Genomic DNA, 17,577 nt, shown 5'->3' with positions numbered 1-17,577 from the left:
TGACAGAGAGCAGGAAAGGACGCTGGAACGAGCTTCACGGCGATAAGTGAACGGCGGCGGGAGATTGGATTACTGCGAGAGAGCTTCCACGGGCGGCAGGCGAGGAGGAGAGTCCGGGAGAGCGGTAAATCTCCCGGGATTAAATTGGGTTAGCCAAGGACGTCTTTTAGCGCTTCTTCTAAATCGTACCAGCGAAAGCCAAAGCCCGCGGCTTCCAGGCGTTTTGGCAACGCGCGCTGGCCGCCGAGCACCAGTACCGAAGATTCCCCCATAAGCAGGCGTATTGCCGCCGCCGGGACGCGAAAAATGGCCGGGCGATTGAGCGCGTGGCCAAGCGCGTGGGCGAACTGTTCGTTGCGTACCGGATAAGGCGAAACCATGTTAAAGGGGCCGCGCAGGTCGTTATCCAACAGCCACAGAATAGCGTTAACCATATCGTCGATGTGGATCCACGCCAGATACTGCCTGCCGCTGCCGATAGGGCCGCCAAGGCCGAGCTTAAAGGCAGGGGTCATTTTGGCAAGGATGCCGCCTCTCGATGCCAGCACAACGCCGGTTCGCAGCAGGCAGACGCGGGTGCGGTCGCTTTGCGCTTCGCAGGCCAGCTGTTCCCAGCGGGCGCAGAGTTTGTGGGTGAACTCATTGTGCGGCGGCTCTTCTTCGGTGACAACAACCTCCCCCAGGTCGCCATAATAACCTGCCGCAGAGCCGCTAATCAGCACCGCAGGCGGGGTGTCGCTGGCGTTGATGAGCGCCACCAGCTTTTGCGTGATATCCCAGCGGCTGTGGCACAGGCGCTGCTTTTGCTCCGCCGTCCAGCGCTTGTCGGCGATAGGCTCGCCCGCCAGATTGATAACGGCGTCAATGTCGTTGAGGTGCTGGTGATTGTCAAAGCCGCGCCACAGCGTGACGCGGGGATCGAGCCGGGCACGGGCTTTTTCCGGGCTGCGCGTGGATACCGTTACGTTATGCCCCAGCTCAAGCAGCCGGGGGATGAGATGCCGGCCAATCAGGCCGGTACCGCCGGTAAGCAGAATCTTCATAGCGCCTCCCTAAGAAGCCTACCGCCGCCAGCTCATAGTCATGGATACCGAGTCGGCGTAGCGTAGTGCATAAAGTTTATCGATCTCAACTTCAGCATAAGTGACCCAGTGATGTTCGCATGCGATGTCGAGCACATCCTGAGTTAATTTTTCCAGTAAGGAGAAGCGGTTATTCTCAATATGGCTGATGATACGCTTGGTGATGGTGCGGTAATTCAGCGCATCGTTGATATCTTCGCTGTTGCGGGATTGATCCGCCGGGTAGTGGATGGCGACGTTAACCACCACATCCTGACGGTTAGCGATCTCTTCCTCTTTAATACCAATAAAAGTACGCAAGCGTAGGTTCTTTATACGAATAATGGCGTCTGGCTGAGACATTGCAGGCTTCCTTCGTGTTGTCATTTCCGCAATCATACATGAAAGCAGGTCGTGCGAGCAGGGGGTTAATATTGTTGAATTTTCAGCAACGCCTGGGCGGTTGCAGGGCGCTGGCGAATACGCTCGAACCAGTTATGCACCGCCGGGAAGTTTGCCAGATCGATACGCTGGCGCTGATGCGCGCTAATCCACGGCCAGCAGGCGATATCGGCAATGCTGTAGCGTTCGCCGCCGAGCCACGGGCTGACCTCCAGGCGTCGGTTGAGCACGCTATATAGGCGCTGCGTTTCCACCTGATAGCGCTCAATGGCGTAGGGAACCGTCTGCGGCGCCGAATGATTAAAATGCTGATTTTGCCCAAGCATCGGCCCCAGTCCGCCCACCTGCCAGAACAGCCACTGCAGCGTAACGTGGCGCTCGCGCAGCTCGCCGCTCAGCAGCTTTGCCGATTTCTCGGCGAGGTAGAGCAGAATGGCCCCGGATTCGAACAGGCTCAGCGGCGCTCCGCCGTCAGCGGGAACGTGGTCAACTATCGCCGGGATTTTATTGTTGGGTGAAAGGCTGAGAAACTGCGGGCGGAACTGTTCGCCCTTGTTGATATCGACCCGAATCAGCCGATAGGCCAGCTCAGCCTCTTCGAGGAACAGAACGATTTTTTGGCCGTTTGGAGTGGGTGCGTAGTAAAGATCGATCATGATGTCTCCCGCCGTCGTGGGTCGCCAGTTTTCGAGTATAGGTGACCTGGCGTATTACGGGAGCGCAGGGGGGAAATTCAGCGCGCCGCGGTGGAAGGTGCCCGCATTTCGCGCACCAGGGCGATAAACGCCTGCAGCCCCGGCGGGATATGGCGGCGGCCAGGGTAGTAGAGGGAGAGGCCGCCAAAAGAAGGGCACCAGTCGTCCATCACGCTGACGAGCCTGCCGCCGGCAAGATCGTCCTGGATAAACCAGTCAGAAATAAACGCCAGCCCGATCCCCGCCAGCGCCGCGCGGTGAATGGCCTGCATCTCGCTAAGAATAATGCGCGGCGGGACGTTAAGCGCCATTTTTTGCCCATCCCGCTCGAGCTCCCAGCGATAAATTCCGCCGTGCGACATACGCATGCCGATCCCCTGATGATGCATAAGATCGTCCGGGCCTTGCGGAACGCCGTGCCGGGCAAAATAGTCCGGGGTGCCGACGATCAGCATCCGCGCGTCGGGCGTCAGGGCGACGGCAATCATGTCCTGCGGCAGCGACTCCACCAGGCGGATCCCCGCGTCGTAGCCTTCGGCAACGATATCCACCAGCCGGGATTCGGTGGTGATATCCAGGCGCATGGACGGATAGCGCTTGAGGAAGGTCTCGAAAATATCAAACAGCAGGGCAACGCTTTCGCGCGGCGCGTTGATCCGCAGCGTTCCGCTCGGCATTTCAGGCCGGGTGGCGACCTCCTCTGAGGCGCGCTGGATTTCGGCTACGGCGGGCGCGATGCGCTCAACGTAACGCTGTCCGGCTTCGGTCAGCGCGACGCTGCGGGTCGTACGATTGAACAGGCGCACGTTCAGGCGGGCCTCCAGTCCGGCAACGGCGTTGCTGACGGCGGTCGCCGACATACCCAGCTCCCGGGCCGCTGCCCGAAAGCTTTGCCGGTGCGCGACGGCGAGGAGGACTTCGAGTTCGGTAATACCGCTACGCTGCATAATTATCCCGATTTTCGTAACAGACTGTGTTGATTATACCCACTTATCGCGGCAATACGACGACCCTATACTGCCGGGTATCCAACAAGGTGGGGAGAGCGTTATGCAGAACATCAACCAAATTTATATCAACGGCCAGTTTGTCACGCCGCACGGTAGCGAAGAGTTTGCGCTGTTTAATCCGACGACCGAAGCGACGATTGGCCGGGTCCGACTGGCTGACGAACGGGACGCGGAGCGGGCGATTGCTGCGGCAAAGGCGGCGTTTCCGGCGTGGTCGCGAACGACGAAAGAGGAGCGCCTGGCGGTGCTGGAACGCATGTATCTTGCCGTTCAGGTGCGGGAGGCCGACCTGCTGGAAGCGATTGTCACTGAATACGGCGCACCGGCTTCCCGCTCGCAGTGGATGGCGGCGTGGCCGGCGCAAACCATCAGGCAGGCGATGGCGGCGCTGGAGCGCTTTGAGTTCGTTGAGCAGGCCGGGCGTGCCCGGGTGGTGATGACGCCGGTCGGCGTCGCGGGATTGATTACGCCGTGGAACAGCGATGCCGGTTTTATTTGCAGCAAGCTGGCGACGGCGATGGCGGCGGGCTGTACGGCGGTGATTAAGCCGAGCGAGATGAGCGCCTGGCAGACGCAAATTATTAGCGAAGCGCTGCACGCGGCCGGGATCCCGGCGGGCGTATTTAATCTCGTCACCGGTCGCGGCGAGGTCGTGGGGGATGTGATTAACCATCACCCCGATATCGCAAAAATTTCGTTTACCGGCTCCACCGCCGTCGGCAAACATATTATCGAAAGCGGGGCGCAAACGCTCAAGCGCGTGACGCTGGAGCTGGGGGGCAAGTCGCCCACCGTGATTCTTGATGATGCGGATATCGAGCAGGCGGTTCCGCTGGCGCTGGCGGCCGGGTTTATGAACAGCGGGCAGGCGTGCGTTGCCGGCACGCGTATTTTGGTTCCCGCCCGGCGCCAGGCCGAGTTTGAGCAGGCTATCGTGCAGGCCGTGGAAGCCGACTATACGTCTGGCGACCCACGCGATCCGCGGACCGCGATAGGCCCGATGGTCAGCCATAAGCAGTGGCAGCGGGTGCAGGATTATATCCGCCTTGGCCAGCAGGAGGGCGCCCGGGTGCTGACGGGAGGCGTTGGCCGGCCGCAGGGCATGGAAAAAGGCTGGTGCGTTAAACCGACGGTGTTCAGCGATGCGCATAATCAGATGCGTATCGCGCGGGAAGAGATTTTTGGTCCGGTGCTGGTCATTATCCCTTATCAGGACGAGGCTGAAGCGATTGCGATCGCTAACGACACCGCGTACGGACTGAGCGCGCTGGTATTATGCGGCGATCGCCAGCGCGGGACGGAGGTGGCGCTGGCGATTGAGTCCGGGCGCGTGCTGGTCAATACCCTCGAACATGAGCCGCAGGCGCCGTTTGGCGGGTTCAAGCAATCCGGGGTGGGGCGTGAAATGGGGAGATGGGGAATGCAGGCCTATCTGGAGCCGAAAACGCTGCTCGTTGGCTAGTGCAAAATCCTCATGGTGCGGTAAGTGACATCCCTCAGAAGACAGGATATGTTGCTTTATCGCCCCATTATTAATTGAGGATGCCATGAGCCAGCCGGTCATTACCCTGTGGTCCGATTCCGATTTTTTCTCTCCGTACGTGATGTCAGTCTACGTTTCCCTGCAGGAGAAGAGCCTGCCTTTTACGCTTAAAACCGTCAATCTGGACAGCGGCGAACACCTGCAGGCGGGCTGGAAGGGATACTCCGCCACCCGGCGCGTGCCGCTGCTGGAGGTCGACGATTTCTCCCTCAGCGAATCATCCGCGATTAGCGAATATCTCGACGAGCGCTTTGCCCCGCCGGAGTGGGAGCGGCTCTATCCCCACGATCTGCAAAAGAGGGCCCGCGCCCGCCAGGTTCAGGCCTGGCTGCGCAGCGATCTGCTGCCCATTCGCGAAGAGCGCTCTACCGACGTTATCTTCGCCGGACAAAAGAAACCGGCCCTTAGCGCGGCGGGGCGCAGGAGCGCGGAAAAACTCTTCGAGACCGCTTCCGGGCTGCTGGCCCACGGCGGTACCAATCTGTTCGGCGAATGGTCAATTGCCGATACCGATCTCGCGCTAATGCTCAACCGGCTGGTGCTTAACGGCGATGAGGTGCCGGAGCGGCTGGCAGATTACGCCGCCTTCCAGTGGCAGCGGGCGTCCGTTCAGCGCTATGCCGCACTGTCGGCCAAACGCGCCGGCTGATTCGCCTTCGCGGTTCCGCTATCATGGGGCATCGTAATGCGTGGAGATGAAAAAATGCGGCTGATGTTTGCATCGGATATTCATGGCTCTCTGCCCGCCGCCGAGCGCGTGCTGGAACGGTTCGCGCAGAGCGGGGCGCAGTGGCTAATTATTCTGGGTGATGTGCTCAACCACGGGCCGCGTAACGCTCTCCCTGAGGGCTACGCGCCGGCAGAAGTTGCCGGGAAGCTCAATGGCGCCGCGGCGCGCATTATTGCCGTACGCGGCAACTGCGACAGCGAAGTCGATCAGATGCTGCTGGACTTTCCCATCACCGCGCCCTGGCAGCAGGTTCTGACTGAACGGTGTCGGCTATTTCTGACTCACGGGCATCTGTACCGCCCCGAAAAATTGCCGCCGCTCTGCGCTGGCGATGTCCTGGTTTATGGTCATACTCATATTCCGGTAGCCGAGAAGCGCGGCGATATTTTTCTCTTTAACCCCGGTTCCGTGAGCATCCCCAAAGGGGGATTTCCCGCCAGCTATGGCCTCCTTGAAGGGGATCGGCTGCAGGTTTTAGCACTCGATGATCATCAGGTTATTGCAGAGGTGGCAATTAACCCGTAATTTACCCCCAACCGTAAAGACGCGCCGCAAGAGCGCTTTAAAAAGTAAGGTTTCCTGATGGCGGAACAGAACGATTTGGCAAGCACAGAATGGGTAGATATCGTTAATGAAAACAATGAGGTGATAGCGCAATCCAGCCGCGAGCAGATGCGCGCGCAGTGCCTGCGCCATCGTGCAACCTACATTGTCGTGCATGATGGGATGGGCAAAATTCTGGTGCAGCGTCGTACCGAGATAAAAGATTTTCAGCCGGGCATGCTGGACGCCACCGCCGGTGGCGTGGTGCAGGCCGACGAGCAGCTGCTGGATTCAGCGCGTCGCGAGGCCGAAGAGGAGCTGGGCATTGCCGGCGTACCCTTTGCCGACCACGGCCAGTTCTACTACGAAGATAAGCACTGCCGCGTCTGGGGAAGCCTGTTTAGCTGCGTGTCGCACGGTCCCTTTGCTTTGCAGGAAGAGGAGGTCAGCGAAGTGTGCTGGCTGACGCCGGAAGAGATCACCGCCCGCTGCGATGAGTTCACCCCGGATTCGTTAAAAGCGCTGGCGCTGTGGATGACCCGCAATGCCAACAACGAGTCGGCAAAACCGGAAAAGCAGGAAGAGGCCGAGTAGCCCCCTAGCAGCTATCCCGCAGGCATAAACTGGAGACGATGGGTTTTCTGCCGCTCCAGTTTCCTTCATTAAGGCGCTCCAGAAGCGCGCGTCCAGCTTCAATACCAATCTTGTGATGCGGTACCGCCATCGTGGTTAGCGGCGGCTGGCAAACCCGGCTGACATCGCTATCGCCGAAGCCGACGACCGCCAAATCGTCCGGGACTTTAATACGCCGACGCTGGCATTCGTACAGCGCGCCGCACGCCAGCTCGTCGGAGACGCAGACCAGCGCATCCAGCTCCGGCCACGCCAGCAAAAATTCCGGTAGCTGCGAAGCGCCGGTGGAAAAACTGGGGGGAAGCGCGGCGTTAATCACCCTATTCGGCGACATATGGTGGCGCAGCATCGCTTTGTACCACCCCTGCAGATGCTGCTGAAAAATCCACTGCTCCTGGTTGGCGCACAGCAGGCCGATATTCTGATAGCCGCGATGGATAAGCATTTCGGTGAGCTCGAACATGGCGGCAACGTTATCAATGCCGATGTTCATGTCAATCGGGTCGGCGCGCATGGCGCCCATCTCCATCACCGGAATCGACGCATTATTCAGCCAGTGGCGTACGGTATCGCTATGTTCAACGCTGAGCAGAATGGCGGCCGCAATGTTCGACGCCAGCAGCGTTTCCAGCAGCTTCTCTTCCTGTTCAAGACGATGCTGCGACTCCGCCAGCATGATCTGATAACCCGCCGGCTGCAGCACCTGCTGAAGCCCGGCAAACATCGCGGAGCAGCCCGCTTCGGCAAGATTTGGCACCACCATGGCTATCGTTCTTGAGGAGGCGGAAGCCAGCGCGCTGGCGGCCAGATTGGGCATATATCCCAGCTCCTGCACCGCGGCTTCGATTTTTTCACGAAGCTTGTCGGAAACCTGCTCCGGCGTGCGCAGCGCACGCGAGACGGTCATCGTGCCCACGCCGGCAAGCTGGGCAACATCGGCGATCGTCACCTTACCGGTACTACGCCGTTTTCGGGTTAGAGACATACACATTCCTGCTGAACAGACGCTTTTCATTAGCATCCATCACTTTACGTTTCAGGGAGTATACGCCTTAAATCCACATTTTTGCTGCGTTTTCATATGATGATTGCGAATTGATAGCGCTATCACAATTTTGAATGTTATCTGTTGGTAGCGCTATCTTTGTGATCGCTGTCGCAGCTAACTGCTGTGCGCTTGAATAAAGTTTGCCCATCTTTTGCTAAAAGACGGGGAAGATAAAATGCTCAGTAAATGGATCTTTGATGCCACTATCACGCTCCGGCAGAGCGTAGAAGAGTGGCCTCAGGCTCTTGAGGTGTGTGCCAGGCCGCTGCTCGAGGCCGGCGTGATTGCGCCCGAGTACGTGACCGCGATTGTGGAACAACATGTGAAGCTGGGACCCTACTATGTGCTGGCGCCGGGGCTGGCAATGCCGCATGCGCGGCCGGAAGAGGGGGCCAGAGGCCTCGGCCTTTCGCTGCTGAAGCTGGAGCAGGGCGTGTCGTTTGGTTCAGAAGAGTTCGACCCGGTCGATATTATTATTATGCTGGCGGCACCCGACAAGCATAGTCATATCGAGATGATTTCCGCGCTGGCTGAATTATTTTCCAGCGACGAAGATATGGAGCAATTACATCAGGCGAAAACCCTGGAGGAAATTAAAACGATAATCGCGCGATTCTGAACTTATTCATAACCTGATTTATAACCCATTACGCCCGGCGTGATGCGGACCAACTGTACCCTAAAAGGTGATAACAATGAAAATTATGGCGATTTGTGGTTCTGGCCTGGGCAGTAGTTTTATGGTTGAAATGAATATTAAAAAAGTGCTTAAAAAGCTCGAAATTGAAGCGGAAGTTGAACACTCCGATCTCTCATCGGCAACGCCGGGAGCGGCAGATTTATTCGTGATGGCTAAAGACATCGCCGCCAGCGCCAGCGTGCCGGAAAGCCAGCTGGTGGTGATTACCAACATCATCGACATCAATGAACTCGAAGCGCAGCTGCGCGCGTGGTTCGCCAAACAATAACTATTTGTAGCGAGGCGGATATGTTTATCCTTGAAACGCTGAATTTTGTTGTTGATATTCTGAAGGTGCCCTCGGTGCTGGTGGGGTTAATTGCGCTGATCGGCCTGGTGGCACAAAAAAAATCATTTTCTGACGTCGTCAAAGGAACGATTAAAACCATTCTGGGCTTTATTGTTTTGGGCGGTGGGGCGACGGTATTAGTCGGCTCACTGAATCCGCTGGGAGGCATGTTTGAACACGCCTTTAATATCCAGGGGATTATTCCAAATAACGAGGCGATTGTTTCTATTGCCCTCGAAAAATACGGTGCATCAACCGCGCTAATTATGGCCTTTGGGATGGTCGCGAATATTATCGTCGCCCGCTTTACGCGGCTGAAGTATATCTTTCTGACCGGGCATCATACCTTTTATATGGCCTGTATGATCGGCGTGATCCTTACCGTGGCGGGCTTCGAAGGCGTGGGGCTGGTGTTTACCGGCTCGCTGATCTTAGGCCTGGTGATGGCGTTCTTTCCGGCGCTGGCGCAGCGCTATATGAAGCGAATTACCGGAACCGATGATATTGCCTTCGGCCACTTCGGGACCCTGGGCTACGTGCTTTCGGGCTGGATTGGCAGCGTCTGCGGAAAAGGCTCCCGTTCCACCGAAGAGATGAATCTGCCGAAGAACCTCAGCTTCCTGCGCGACAGCTCCATCTCTATCTCCCTGACGATGATGATTATCTACCTGATCATGGCCGTGAGCGCGGGACGTGAGTATGTGGAAAGCACCTTCAGCGGCGGCCAGAACTATCTGGTCTACGCCATCATCATGGCGATTACCTTCGCCGCCGGGGTGTTCATCATCCTGCAGGGGGTGCGTCTGATCCTCGCGGAAATCGTGCCGGCGTTTACCGGCTTCTCAGAAAAACTGGTGCCGAACGCGCGTCCTGCGCTGGACTGCCCGGTGGTTTACCCGTATGCGCCCAACGCGGTGCTGATCGGCTTCCTGTTCAGCTTCCTCGGTGGTCTGGTAGGGCTGTTCCTGCTCGGACAAATGAATCTGGTGCTGATTCTACCGGGCGTCGTGCCGCACTTTTTCACCGGCGCGACGGCGGGAGTCTTCGGCAACGCCACCGGCGGTCGTCGGGGGGCAATGATTGGCGCCTTTGCCAACGGCCTGCTGATCCCCTTCCTGCCGGTGCTGCTGCTGCCGGTTCTGGGGGCGATTGGTTTTGCCAATACCACCTTCTCTGACGCCGACTTCGGCGCAATCGGCATCGTGCTTGGCAACCTGGCGCGCTATCTGTCGCCGTTTGCGATTACGGGTCTTGTTGTGGCGCTGTTCGCTCTGCTGGTTGCGTACAACGTCTTTGCGAAGAAGAAATCTGCGGGCAATGGCGCGCAGGAGAATACCGGAGCCAAATCATGAATGTGCAAGAAGTGACCCAACTGGCGCGCGACATTCGCGTCGCCACGCTTAAATCGTTGACCAAACTGGGTTTTGGCCACTATGGCGGCAGCATGTCGGTGGTCGAAACGCTGGCGGTGCTGTACGGCGCTGTGATGAAAATCGACCCCGCCGACCCGGACTGGCCGGAGCGCGACTACTTTGTGCTGTCAAAAGGCCACGCCGGTCCGGCGCTCTACAGCACCTTAGCCATCAAGGGCTATTTCCCGATGGAAGAGCTCAGCACGCTGAACCATAACGGTACCCGTCTGCCAAGTCACCCGGACCGCCTGAAAACGCGGGGAGTCGATGCGACCACCGGTTCGCTGGGGCAGGGGATTTCCATCGCCGGCGGCATGGCGCTCTCGCATAAGCTGGCCGGGCGCCCGAATCGGGTATTCTGCATTGTCGGCGACGGCGAGCTCAACGAGGGGCAGTGCTGGGAGGCGTTTCAGTTTATCGCCCACCATCGCCTGAATAACCTGACGGTGTTTGTTGACTGGAACAAGCTGCAGCTTGACGGCACGCTCGACGAAATTATCCGCGCCTTCAACCTCGAGGAGAAGTTCCGCGCCTTCGGTTTTGACGCCATCACCGTGAAGGGGGACGATATCGTCGGGCTGCTGGAGGCGGTACAGCCCGTTCCGGCCGCCGATGCCCGTCCGCGGGTGGTGATCCTTGACAGCATAAAGGGGCAGGGCGTGCCGTATCTCGAGCAGCTCAGCAACTCCCATCACCTGCGCCTGACGGATGAGATGACTGCGGCGCTGAACGAGACGATTCGTCAACTGGAGGCCGCACATGATTAACGTCGCACCCGCAGGACAAAAAGACGCCGTGGAAATGCGTAAAGTGTACGCCGGATTTGTTGCCCGGCAGATTGAGGCCGGAAGCGATATTATCGCCCTCGAGGCCGACCTGATGAGCTCGATGGCAATGGACGGCGTGGCGCGGGATTATCCGCAGCACGTGATCAACTGCGGCATTATGGAAGCCAACGTTATCGGGACCGCCGCCGGCCTGTCGCTGACCGGACGCCAGCCGTTTGTTCATACCTTTACCGCGTTTGCCAGCCGCCGCTGCTTCGACCAGCTGTTTATGGCTCTGGATTATCAGCGTAACAACGTCAAGGTGATTGCCTCCGACGCCGGCGTTACCGCCTGCCATAACGGCGGCACCCATATGTCGTTTGAAGATATGGGGATCGTTCGCGGCCTGGCGCACTCGGTGGTGCTGGAGGTCACCGATGCGGTGATGTTCGACGATATCCTGCGCCAGCTGATGACGCTCAACGGTTTCTACTGGGTACGCACCATCCGCAAGCAGGCGCCGAGCGTTTACGCCCCGGGCTCAACGTTTACCATCGGCAAGGGCAACGTGCTGCGGGAAGGCGAAGATATTACCCTGATTGCCAACGGCATTATGGTGGCCGAGGCGCTGGAGGCGGCGCGACAGCTTGAGCAGGAGGGCGTCAGCGCGGCGGTAATCGATATGTTTACCCTCAAGCCTATCGACCGCATGCTGGTGAAAAATTATGCCGAGAAAACCGGGCGCATCGTGACCTGCGAAAACCACAGCATTCACAACGGGCTGGGCTCTGCCGTCGCCGAGGTGTTGGTGGAAACCTGTCCGGTGCCGATGCGCCGCGTGGGGGTGAAGGAGCGCTACGGTCAGGTCGGTACCCAGGATTTCCTGCAGAAGGAGTATGGCCTGACGGCCCATGACATAGTGTCGGCGGCGAGAGAGCTGCTGTAAATAAAAAAGGCGACCACGTGGTCGCCTTTGTTTTTACCGACCGGCGCAGGCGCCGGCGGAGAGTATTACTGCTGCTGCTGAGACGACTGAATCGCGGTCAGCGCGATGGTGTAGACGATATCGTCTACCAGCGCGCCGCGGGACAGGTCGTTCACCGGCTTACGCATACCCTGCAGCATCGGCCCGATGGAGATCAGGTCGGCAGAACGCTGTACGGCTTTGTAAGTGGTGTTACCGGTGTTCAGATCCGGGAAGATGAACACGGTCGCGCGGCCGGCAACCGGAGAGTTCGGCGCCTTGGATTTTGCCACGTCAGCCATAACGGCGGCATCGTACTGCAGCGGGCCGTCGATCATCAGGTCAGGACGTTTTTCCTGCGCCAGACGCGTCGCTTCACGCACTTTTTCGACGTCGCTACCGGCGCCGGAGGTGCCGGTGGAGTAGGAGAGCATCGCCACGCGCGGTTCAATGCCAAAGGCAATTGCGGAGTCTGCGGACTGAATCGCGATCTCTGCCAGCTGTTCTGCGGTTGGGTCCGGGTTAATCGCGCAGTCGCCGTACACGTAAACCTGTTCCGGCAGCAGCATGAAGAACACGGAGGAGACCAGAGAGCTGCCCGGAGCGGTTTTGATCAGCTGCAGCGGCGGACGGATGGTGTTGGCGGTGGTGTGTACCGCGCCGGATACCAGGCCGTCGACTTCGTCCTGTTCCAGCATCAGGGTGCCGAGAACCACGTTATCTTCCAGCTGCTCGCGGGCAACCGCTTCGGTCATCCCCTTGCTCTTACGCAGTTCGACCAGGCGAGCCACGTAGCTTTCACGAACCACTTCCGGATCGACGATTTCGATACCAGAACCCAGCTCTACGCCCTGAGCGGCGGCAACGCGGTTGATCTCATCCGGGTTACCCAGCAGCACGCAGGTCGCGATACCGCGTTCTGCGCAGATTGCCGCGGCTTTAACGGTACGCGGCTCGTCGCCTTCCGGCAGAACGACGCGTTTGCCCGCTTTGCGCGCCAGCTCGGTGAGCTGGTAGCGGAAGGCCGGCGGAGAGAGGCGACGGCTGCGCTCGGAGGTCGCAGTCAGGGACTCGATCCAGTCGGCGTTGATGTAGCTTGCCACGTATTCCTGAACTTTCTCGATGCGCTCGTGATCGTCAACCGGCACTTCCAGGTTGAAGCTCTGCAGGCTCAGAGAGGTCTGCCAGGTGTTGGTGTTAACCATGAATACCGGCAGGCCGGTGGCAAACGCGCGTTCGCACAGCTTGCTCACGCGGGCGTCCATTTCGTAGGCGCCGGTCAGCAGCAGGGCGCCGATTTCCACGCCGTTCATTGCCGCCAGGCAGGCCGCAACCAGGACGTCAGGACGGTCGGCGGAGGTCACCAGCAGGGAACCCGCGCGGAAGTGTTCCAGCATGTGCGGAATGCTGCGCGCGCAGAAGGTTACCGATTTCACGCGACGGGTGTTGATGTCACCTTCGTTGACGATGGTGGCATTCAGGTGGTGCGCCATGTCGATTGCGCGGGTGGCAATCAGATCGAAACTCCACGGCACCGCGCCGAGGATCGGCAGCGCGCTGCCGGTCGCCAGCTGAGCCGGGTCGATTTTGACCACTTTGGCTTTGGAAGAGTCATCAAAAATTTCTGACAGGTCAGGACGGGTACGCCCCTGCTCGTCAACCGGCGCGTTCAGCTTGTTGACGATAACGCCGGTAATGTTGGTGTTCTTCGCGCCGCCGAAGCTGTTGCGGGTCAGTTCGATACGCTCGTTCAGCTGCTCCTGGGTGTCGGTACCCTGAGACATCACGAAGACGATTTCAGCGTTCAGGGTTTTGGCGATTTCGAAGTTCAGCGACTGGGCAAACTGGTGCTTACGCGTCGGAACCAGGCCTTCTACCAGCACGACTTCAGCATCCTGAGTCGCGGCGTGGTAGTTAGCGATGATCTCTTCCATCAGCACGTCTTTCTGGTTGCTGGACAGCAGCGACTCGACGTGGCTCATCTTCAGCGGCTCTGCGGCCGGAAGGTTGGAATTCGCGCGCACGATGGCGGTCGTCTGGTCAGGCGCATCGCCGCCAGCACGCGGCTGCGCGATAGGTTTAAAGACGCTCAGGCGAACGCCTTTACGTTCCATAGCACGGATAACACCGAGGCTGACGCTGGTCAGGCCTACGCTGGTTCCGGTAGGGATTAGCATGATTATACGGGACACGATATATCCTCTTTCGTTACCGCCAGTATCAGGCGGGATACAAAACTGCACCCCCAGCTTCCCGTCATACTTCAAGCTGCATATGCGTTGGCTTTTGCCCTTGCGGGCTGCCGCGACGATGGATTTGCCGCTCACCCCGGTCGCGTACTGCTCTTACGCTCCCGGGGATTTGCTGCGTCGCCGCTTTCCTGCAACTCGAATTATTGAGGGTTATCGCTGGCGGTGTGCAATCAGGCGGTCAGACGGTTGGCGTCTTGCGCGATAACCAGCTCTTCGTTGGTCGGGATGACCAGTGCAGGGCGGGTACCTTCTTTGTTGATGAAGCCGGACTTGCCGAAACGGGCTGCCAGGTTGCGTTCATGGTCAACATCGAAGCCCAGTACGCCCAGTTTGCCCAGAGACAGTTCACGCACCATCGCCGCGTTTTCACCGATGCCGCCGGTGAAGATAACCGCGTCCAGACGACCATCCATCAGCGCGGTGTAGGAGCCGATGTACTTCGCCAGGCGATGGCAGTAAACGTCCATCGCGCGCTTAGCGTCTGCTTTATCCGCGTAGTTGTCTTCAACATAACGACAGTCGCTGGTGACTTCAGTCAGGCCGAGCAGGCCGGACTCTTTGGTCAGCATTTTGTTGATAGCATCAACGCTCATGCCCAGGGAGTCGTGCAGATGGAAGATGATTGCCGGGTCGATATCACCTGAACGGGTACCCATGACCAGGCCTTCCAGCGGGGTCAGACCCATAGAGGTATCAACGCACTGGCCGTTACGGATAGCGGAAACAGAACCACCGTTGCCCAGATGGCAGGTGATGATATTCAGCTCTTCAACCGGTTTGTTCAGGACTTTTGCTGCTTCCTGAGTCACGTAGAAGTGGCTGGTGCCGTGGGCGCCATAGCGACGGACGCCGTGCTCTTTGTAGAGGCTGTACGGCAGGGCGTAGAGGTAAGACTCTTCCGGCATGGTCTGATGGAACGCGGTGTCGAACACGGCAACGTTCTTGTCTTTCAGGTGCGGGAAGGATTTCAGCGCTTCAGCAATACCGATCAGATGCGCCGGGTTGTGCAGCGGTGCGAAAGAGGCGGAATCTTTGATGCCCTGAATGACGGAATCGTCAATCACCACGGAACTGGTGTATTTCTCACCACCGTGAACGATACGATGGCCAATTGCGGTCAGCTGAGCAGACAGTTCTGGTTTTTGTGCCAGAATAGTGTTAACGATAAAGTTAAGCGCTTCACTGTGAGCGGCGCCAGCGCCTAAATCTGCTTCTTGTTTGCTGCCATCCATTTTCCATTTGATACGCGCTTCAGGAAGATGGAAACATTCGGCTAAACCGGACAGATATTCGTCACCGTTGAGAGCATCAAGGATAGCAAATTTCAGTGAGGAACTACCGCAGTTCAGAACCAGTACTAGCTTACTCGACATGGAAGTACCTTTTATGATACGTGGTTAAAAAAACGTCATAGAGTCACAAAGCGTAGCGCAGGATGACATCGACATTTATGATTAACATCATGCCTTGTTCTGTTTCCGGGCACGATGAGATAAGTACATTTGATTTTATGCCATTTTGGATAATTTTCAGACAATGGCAGAATATGCGATAATTTGACTAACCTGGTAAAAGGGTCTATCGCCCTTTCAGGTGGGCACAGGATACCTGATTGCCGCACCCATTGCCAAAATGTTTTGAACGTTGTCATGCGCAGTTGGTGTTTTGCACAAATATTTTAAGATTTATATGTAAAGTTGAGGTAAAGCCATGTCGACACCCGAGAATCGCCCCGTTAGCTTTTTCAGCTTGTTTCGCCGCGGGCAGCATTACACAAAGACCTGGCCTTTAGATAAACGCCTCGCCCCTGTGTTTATTGAAAACCGCATAATTCGCGCCACCCGCTACGCGATTCGCATCATGCCGCCGGTCGCCGTCTTTACCCTGTGCTGGCAAATTGCCCTCGGCGGCCAGCTGGGTCCGGCGGTTGCCACGGCGCTGTTTGCGTTGAGTCTGCCGATGCAGGGACTGTGGTGGCTGGGTAAACGTTCGGTGACGCCGCTGCCGCCGTCTGTATTGAACTGGTTTTATGAGGTTCGCGGCAAGCTGCAGGAGGCGGGACAGGCGCTGGCGCCGGTTGACGGTAAGCCGGATTACCAGGCTTTAGCTGACACGCTTAAGCGCGCCTTCAAACAACTGGATAAAACTTTCCTGGATGATTTGTAATTCCCTAAGGAAAACGCATATAAAAGAAGGCGCATAATTAATGCGCCTTCTTTTTTCACGCCGTAAAGTGCCACAGGAGTCAAAAAATGGAAATGACCAATGCGCAGCGCCTGATTTTATCCAATCAGTACAAGATGATGACGATGCTCGACCCGGATAACGCTGAGCGCTATCGTCGTCTGCAGACCATCATCGAGCGTGGCTACGGGCTGCAGATGCGCGAACTGGACCGTGAGTTCGGCGAGCTGACCGAGGAAACCTGCCGTACCGTCATCGATATCATGGAAATGTATCATGCGATGCACGTCTCCTGGACTAACCTCAAGGACGGCAGCGAAATCGACGAACGTCGGGTGACATTCCTGGGGTTCGACGTGGCCACCGAAGCGCGCCTCCTCGGCTACGTGCGCTTTATCGTCAACGTCGAGGGGCGCTACAGCCACTTTGACGCCGGCACTCACGGCTTCAATTCGCAAACGCCGATGTGGGAAAAATATCAGCGTATGCTGGCCGCCTGGCACTCATGCCCGCGCCAGTACCATTTGAGCAGCAACGAAATTAATCAAATTATCAACGCCTGATGGAGGTTTCCGTGCAGTGTAAAGGTTTTCTGTTCGATCTGGACGGGACGTTAGTCGATTCTTTGCCGGTGGTGGAACGCTCGTGGTGTACGTGGGCGGATCGTTTCGGCATCCCGCATGATGAAGTGCTGAACTTTATCCACGGCAAGCAGGCGATAACCTCTCTACGCCATTTTTTACCCGGGCGTAGCGAAGAGGAGATTCAGGCGGAATTCCGCTACCTCGAAGCGGTAGAGGCGCAGGATACCGACGGCATTACGGCGCTGCCGGGGGCGGTTGCGCTGCTGACTCAGCTGGATAGCGCAGGCATCCCGTGGGCTATCGTCACCTCAGGTTCGGTGCCCGTCGCCCACGCGCGCCATCGCGCGGGGGGCCTGCCCGACGCTAAAATTTTCGTCACGGCGGAGCGGGTTAAGCACGGCAAGCCGGCGCCCGATGCCTATCTGCTCGGGGCCGAGCTGCTGGGGCTGGCGCCGCAGGCGTGTGCGGTGGTTGAGGACGCGCCGGCGGGATTACTTTCCGGGTTAAGCGCCGGATGCCGTACGATTGCCGTTAACGTGCCTGCCGACGCGCCGCGTCTCGATGAAGCAGACTTTGTGCTGACCAGCCTCGAAGAGCTGGAGATTGTCCGCCAGCCGGACGGCAACGTTAGCGTTACGCTTAAAGCATAATCTCATGATTTAGCCCCGCGCTGGCGGGGCTTTTTTGTGCCACAATTTCGACTCCATCTTCAGACAAGGAT

19 protein-coding genes are annotated in these 17,577 nt (G+C 58.0%); 12 read left to right on the top strand and 7 right to left on the bottom strand.

Annotated elements, in window-relative coordinates; all coding sequences use genetic code 11:
• Positions 1–149: 149 nt before the first annotated feature.
• The 4 genes from PFH44_RS06060 to PFH44_RS06045 form a co-directional block, all read right to left on the bottom strand.
• Positions 150–1,043 (bottom strand): TIGR01777 family oxidoreductase, encoded by an 894-nt coding sequence (locus tag PFH44_RS06060; protein ID WP_045856080.1) that lies wholly within the window; start codon positions 1,041–1,043, stop codon positions 150–152.
• A gap of 18 nt (positions 1,044–1,061) precedes the next feature.
• Positions 1,062–1,424 (bottom strand): dihydroneopterin triphosphate 2'-epimerase, encoded by a 363-nt coding sequence (folX, locus tag PFH44_RS06055; RefSeq protein WP_041146583.1) that lies wholly within the window; start codon positions 1,422–1,424, stop codon positions 1,062–1,064.
• Between the two features lie 65 nt (positions 1,425–1,489).
• Complete coding sequence (gene yfcG / locus PFH44_RS06050) at positions 1,490–2,119, bottom strand: GSH-dependent disulfide bond oxidoreductase (RefSeq protein WP_045856078.1); 630 nt, start codon at positions 2,117–2,119, stop codon at positions 1,490–1,492.
• A 77-nt stretch (positions 2,120–2,196) separates the two neighbouring features.
• Positions 2,197–3,105 (bottom strand): LysR family transcriptional regulator, encoded by a 909-nt coding sequence (locus PFH44_RS06045; RefSeq protein WP_045856076.1) that lies wholly within the window; start codon positions 3,103–3,105, stop codon positions 2,197–2,199.
• Positions 3,106–3,208: 103 nt separating this feature from the next.
• On the opposite strand from PFH44_RS06045, the gene PFH44_RS06040 reads away from it, so the two are divergent.
• The 4 genes from PFH44_RS06040 (at position 3,209) to yfcD (ending at position 6,578) form a co-directional block, all read left to right on the top strand.
• Positions 3,209–4,630 carry an aldehyde dehydrogenase family protein gene (locus PFH44_RS06040; RefSeq protein WP_283824570.1) on the top strand — a complete coding sequence of 474 codons (1,422 nt, stop codon included), beginning with the start codon at positions 3,209–3,211 and terminating at the stop codon, positions 4,628–4,630.
• A gap of 85 nt (positions 4,631–4,715) precedes the next feature.
• Entirely contained in the window at positions 4,716–5,360 is a 645-nt protein-coding gene (gene yfcF / locus PFH44_RS06035; RefSeq protein ID WP_045856072.1) for a glutathione transferase, read from the top strand.
• Between the two features lie 54 nt (positions 5,361–5,414).
• On the top strand, positions 5,415–5,966 hold the full coding sequence (gene yfcE / locus PFH44_RS06030; RefSeq protein WP_283824569.1) for a phosphodiesterase: 552 nt from the start codon (positions 5,415–5,417) through the stop codon (positions 5,964–5,966).
• A gap of 57 nt (positions 5,967–6,023) precedes the next feature.
• Entirely contained in the window at positions 6,024–6,578 is a 555-nt protein-coding gene (gene yfcD / locus PFH44_RS06025) for an NUDIX hydrolase YfcD (protein ID WP_045856070.1), read from the top strand.
• A gap of 4 nt (positions 6,579–6,582) precedes the next feature.
• On the opposite strand, the gene PFH44_RS06020 is transcribed toward yfcD, so the two are convergent.
• The gene (locus tag PFH44_RS06020; RefSeq protein WP_041146577.1) at positions 6,583–7,602 is read right to left on the bottom strand and encodes a LacI family DNA-binding transcriptional regulator; all 1,020 of its coding nucleotides are present in this window, start codon (positions 7,600–7,602) and stop codon (positions 6,583–6,585) included.
• A 238-nt stretch (positions 7,603–7,840) separates the two neighbouring features.
• Here PFH44_RS06020 and PFH44_RS06015 point away from each other — a divergent pair, with 238 nt between their 5' ends.
• From PFH44_RS06015 to PFH44_RS05995, 5 genes are all read left to right on the top strand, one after another.
• A complete protein-coding gene (locus PFH44_RS06015; RefSeq protein WP_045856068.1) occupies positions 7,841–8,284 on the top strand; it encodes a PTS sugar transporter subunit IIA in 444 nt (147 codons plus the stop codon).
• 76 nt (positions 8,285–8,360) lie between these two features.
• Positions 8,361–8,633: a PTS sugar transporter subunit IIB gene (locus PFH44_RS06010; protein ID WP_041146575.1), complete on the top strand. Its 273-nt coding sequence runs from the start codon at positions 8,361–8,363 to the stop codon at positions 8,631–8,633.
• 20 nt (positions 8,634–8,653) lie between these two features.
• On the top strand, positions 8,654–10,045 hold the full coding sequence (locus PFH44_RS06005; RefSeq protein ID WP_283824568.1) for a PTS ascorbate transporter subunit IIC: 1,392 nt from the start codon (positions 8,654–8,656) through the stop codon (positions 10,043–10,045).
• Positions 10,042–10,872, top strand: coding sequence for a transketolase (locus tag PFH44_RS06000; protein ID WP_283824567.1), 831 nt, complete (start codon positions 10,042–10,044; stop codon positions 10,870–10,872). The genes PFH44_RS06005 and PFH44_RS06000 overlap by 4 nt, the downstream gene beginning before the upstream one ends.
• Positions 10,865–11,818: a transketolase family protein gene (locus PFH44_RS05995; protein ID WP_045856062.1), complete on the top strand. Its 954-nt coding sequence runs from the start codon at positions 10,865–10,867 to the stop codon at positions 11,816–11,818. Before PFH44_RS06000 ends, PFH44_RS05995 begins: the two co-directional genes overlap by 8 nt.
• Before the next feature lie 65 nt (positions 11,819–11,883).
• Here the strand turns inward: PFH44_RS05995 and pta are convergent, their stop codons facing one another.
• Positions 11,884–14,028 carry a phosphate acetyltransferase gene (pta, locus tag PFH44_RS05990; RefSeq protein WP_283824566.1) on the bottom strand — a complete coding sequence of 715 codons (2,145 nt, stop codon included), beginning with the start codon at positions 14,026–14,028 and terminating at the stop codon, positions 11,884–11,886.
• Positions 14,029–14,258: 230 nt separating this feature from the next.
• Positions 14,259–15,461: an acetate kinase gene (gene ackA, locus PFH44_RS05985; RefSeq protein WP_045856058.1), complete on the bottom strand. Its 1,203-nt coding sequence runs from the start codon at positions 15,459–15,461 to the stop codon at positions 14,259–14,261.
• Positions 15,462–15,798: 337 nt separating this feature from the next.
• Between ackA and yfbV the strand changes: the two genes are divergently transcribed.
• The 3 genes from yfbV to PFH44_RS05970 all read left to right on the top strand — a co-directional run bounded on the left by yfbV (position 15,799) and on the right by PFH44_RS05970 (position 17,506).
• Positions 15,799–16,254 carry a terminus macrodomain insulation protein YfbV gene (yfbV, locus tag PFH44_RS05980; RefSeq protein WP_041146569.1) on the top strand — a complete coding sequence of 152 codons (456 nt, stop codon included), beginning with the start codon at positions 15,799–15,801 and terminating at the stop codon, positions 16,252–16,254.
• Between the two features lie 86 nt (positions 16,255–16,340).
• Positions 16,341–16,835 carry a YfbU family protein gene (locus PFH44_RS05975; protein WP_041146568.1) on the top strand — a complete coding sequence of 165 codons (495 nt, stop codon included), beginning with the start codon at positions 16,341–16,343 and terminating at the stop codon, positions 16,833–16,835.
• Between the two features lie 11 nt (positions 16,836–16,846).
• Entirely contained in the window at positions 16,847–17,506 is a 660-nt protein-coding gene (locus PFH44_RS05970; protein ID WP_076945850.1) for a sugar phosphatase, read from the top strand.
• Positions 17,507–17,577: the final 71 nt, after the last annotated feature.

Origin of the sequence: Klebsiella sp. Ech2A (assembly GCF_030078455.1) — a bacterium.
Classification (GTDB): domain Bacteria; phylum Pseudomonadota; class Gammaproteobacteria; order Enterobacterales; family Enterobacteriaceae; genus Klebsiella; species Klebsiella terrigena.
This window is presented reverse-complemented; position numbering and strand designations above follow the sequence as displayed.

What these genes read in the sequence shown, in the direction of transcription:
- PFH44_RS06060 (WP_045856080.1), bottom strand. Translation starts at nt 1,043, where the DNA reads ATGAAGATTCTGCTTACCGGCGGTACCGGCCTGATTGGCCGGCATCTC.
- folX (WP_041146583.1), bottom strand. Translation starts at nt 1,424, where the DNA reads ATGTCTCAGCCAGACGCCATTATTCGTATAAAGAACCTACGCTTGCGT.
- yfcG (WP_045856078.1), bottom strand. Translation starts at nt 2,119, where the DNA reads ATGATCGATCTTTACTACGCACCCACTCCAAACGGCCAAAAAATCGTT.
- PFH44_RS06045 (WP_045856076.1), bottom strand. Translation starts at nt 3,105, where the DNA reads ATGCAGCGTAGCGGTATTACCGAACTCGAAGTCCTCCTCGCCGTCGCG.
- PFH44_RS06040 (WP_283824570.1), top strand. Translation starts at nt 3,209, where the DNA reads ATGCAGAACATCAACCAAATTTATATCAACGGCCAGTTTGTCACGCCG.
- yfcF (WP_045856072.1), top strand. Translation starts at nt 4,716, where the DNA reads ATGAGCCAGCCGGTCATTACCCTGTGGTCCGATTCCGATTTTTTCTCT.
- yfcE (WP_283824569.1), top strand. Translation starts at nt 5,415, where the DNA reads ATGCGGCTGATGTTTGCATCGGATATTCATGGCTCTCTGCCCGCCGCC.
- yfcD (WP_045856070.1), top strand. Translation starts at nt 6,024, where the DNA reads ATGGCGGAACAGAACGATTTGGCAAGCACAGAATGGGTAGATATCGTT.
- PFH44_RS06020 (WP_041146577.1), bottom strand. Translation starts at nt 7,602, where the DNA reads ATGTCTCTAACCCGAAAACGGCGTAGTACCGGTAAGGTGACGATCGCC.
- PFH44_RS06015 (WP_045856068.1), top strand. Translation starts at nt 7,841, where the DNA reads ATGCTCAGTAAATGGATCTTTGATGCCACTATCACGCTCCGGCAGAGC.
- PFH44_RS06010 (WP_041146575.1), top strand. Translation starts at nt 8,361, where the DNA reads ATGAAAATTATGGCGATTTGTGGTTCTGGCCTGGGCAGTAGTTTTATG.
- PFH44_RS06005 (WP_283824568.1), top strand. Translation starts at nt 8,654, where the DNA reads ATGTTTATCCTTGAAACGCTGAATTTTGTTGTTGATATTCTGAAGGTG.
- PFH44_RS06000 (WP_283824567.1), top strand. Translation starts at nt 10,042, where the DNA reads ATGAATGTGCAAGAAGTGACCCAACTGGCGCGCGACATTCGCGTCGCC.
- PFH44_RS05995 (WP_045856062.1), top strand. Translation starts at nt 10,865, where the DNA reads ATGATTAACGTCGCACCCGCAGGACAAAAAGACGCCGTGGAAATGCGT.
- ackA (WP_045856058.1), bottom strand. Translation starts at nt 15,461, where the DNA reads ATGTCGAGTAAGCTAGTACTGGTTCTGAACTGCGGTAGTTCCTCACTG.
- yfbV (WP_041146569.1), top strand. Translation starts at nt 15,799, where the DNA reads ATGTCGACACCCGAGAATCGCCCCGTTAGCTTTTTCAGCTTGTTTCGC.
- PFH44_RS05975 (WP_041146568.1), top strand. Translation starts at nt 16,341, where the DNA reads ATGGAAATGACCAATGCGCAGCGCCTGATTTTATCCAATCAGTACAAG.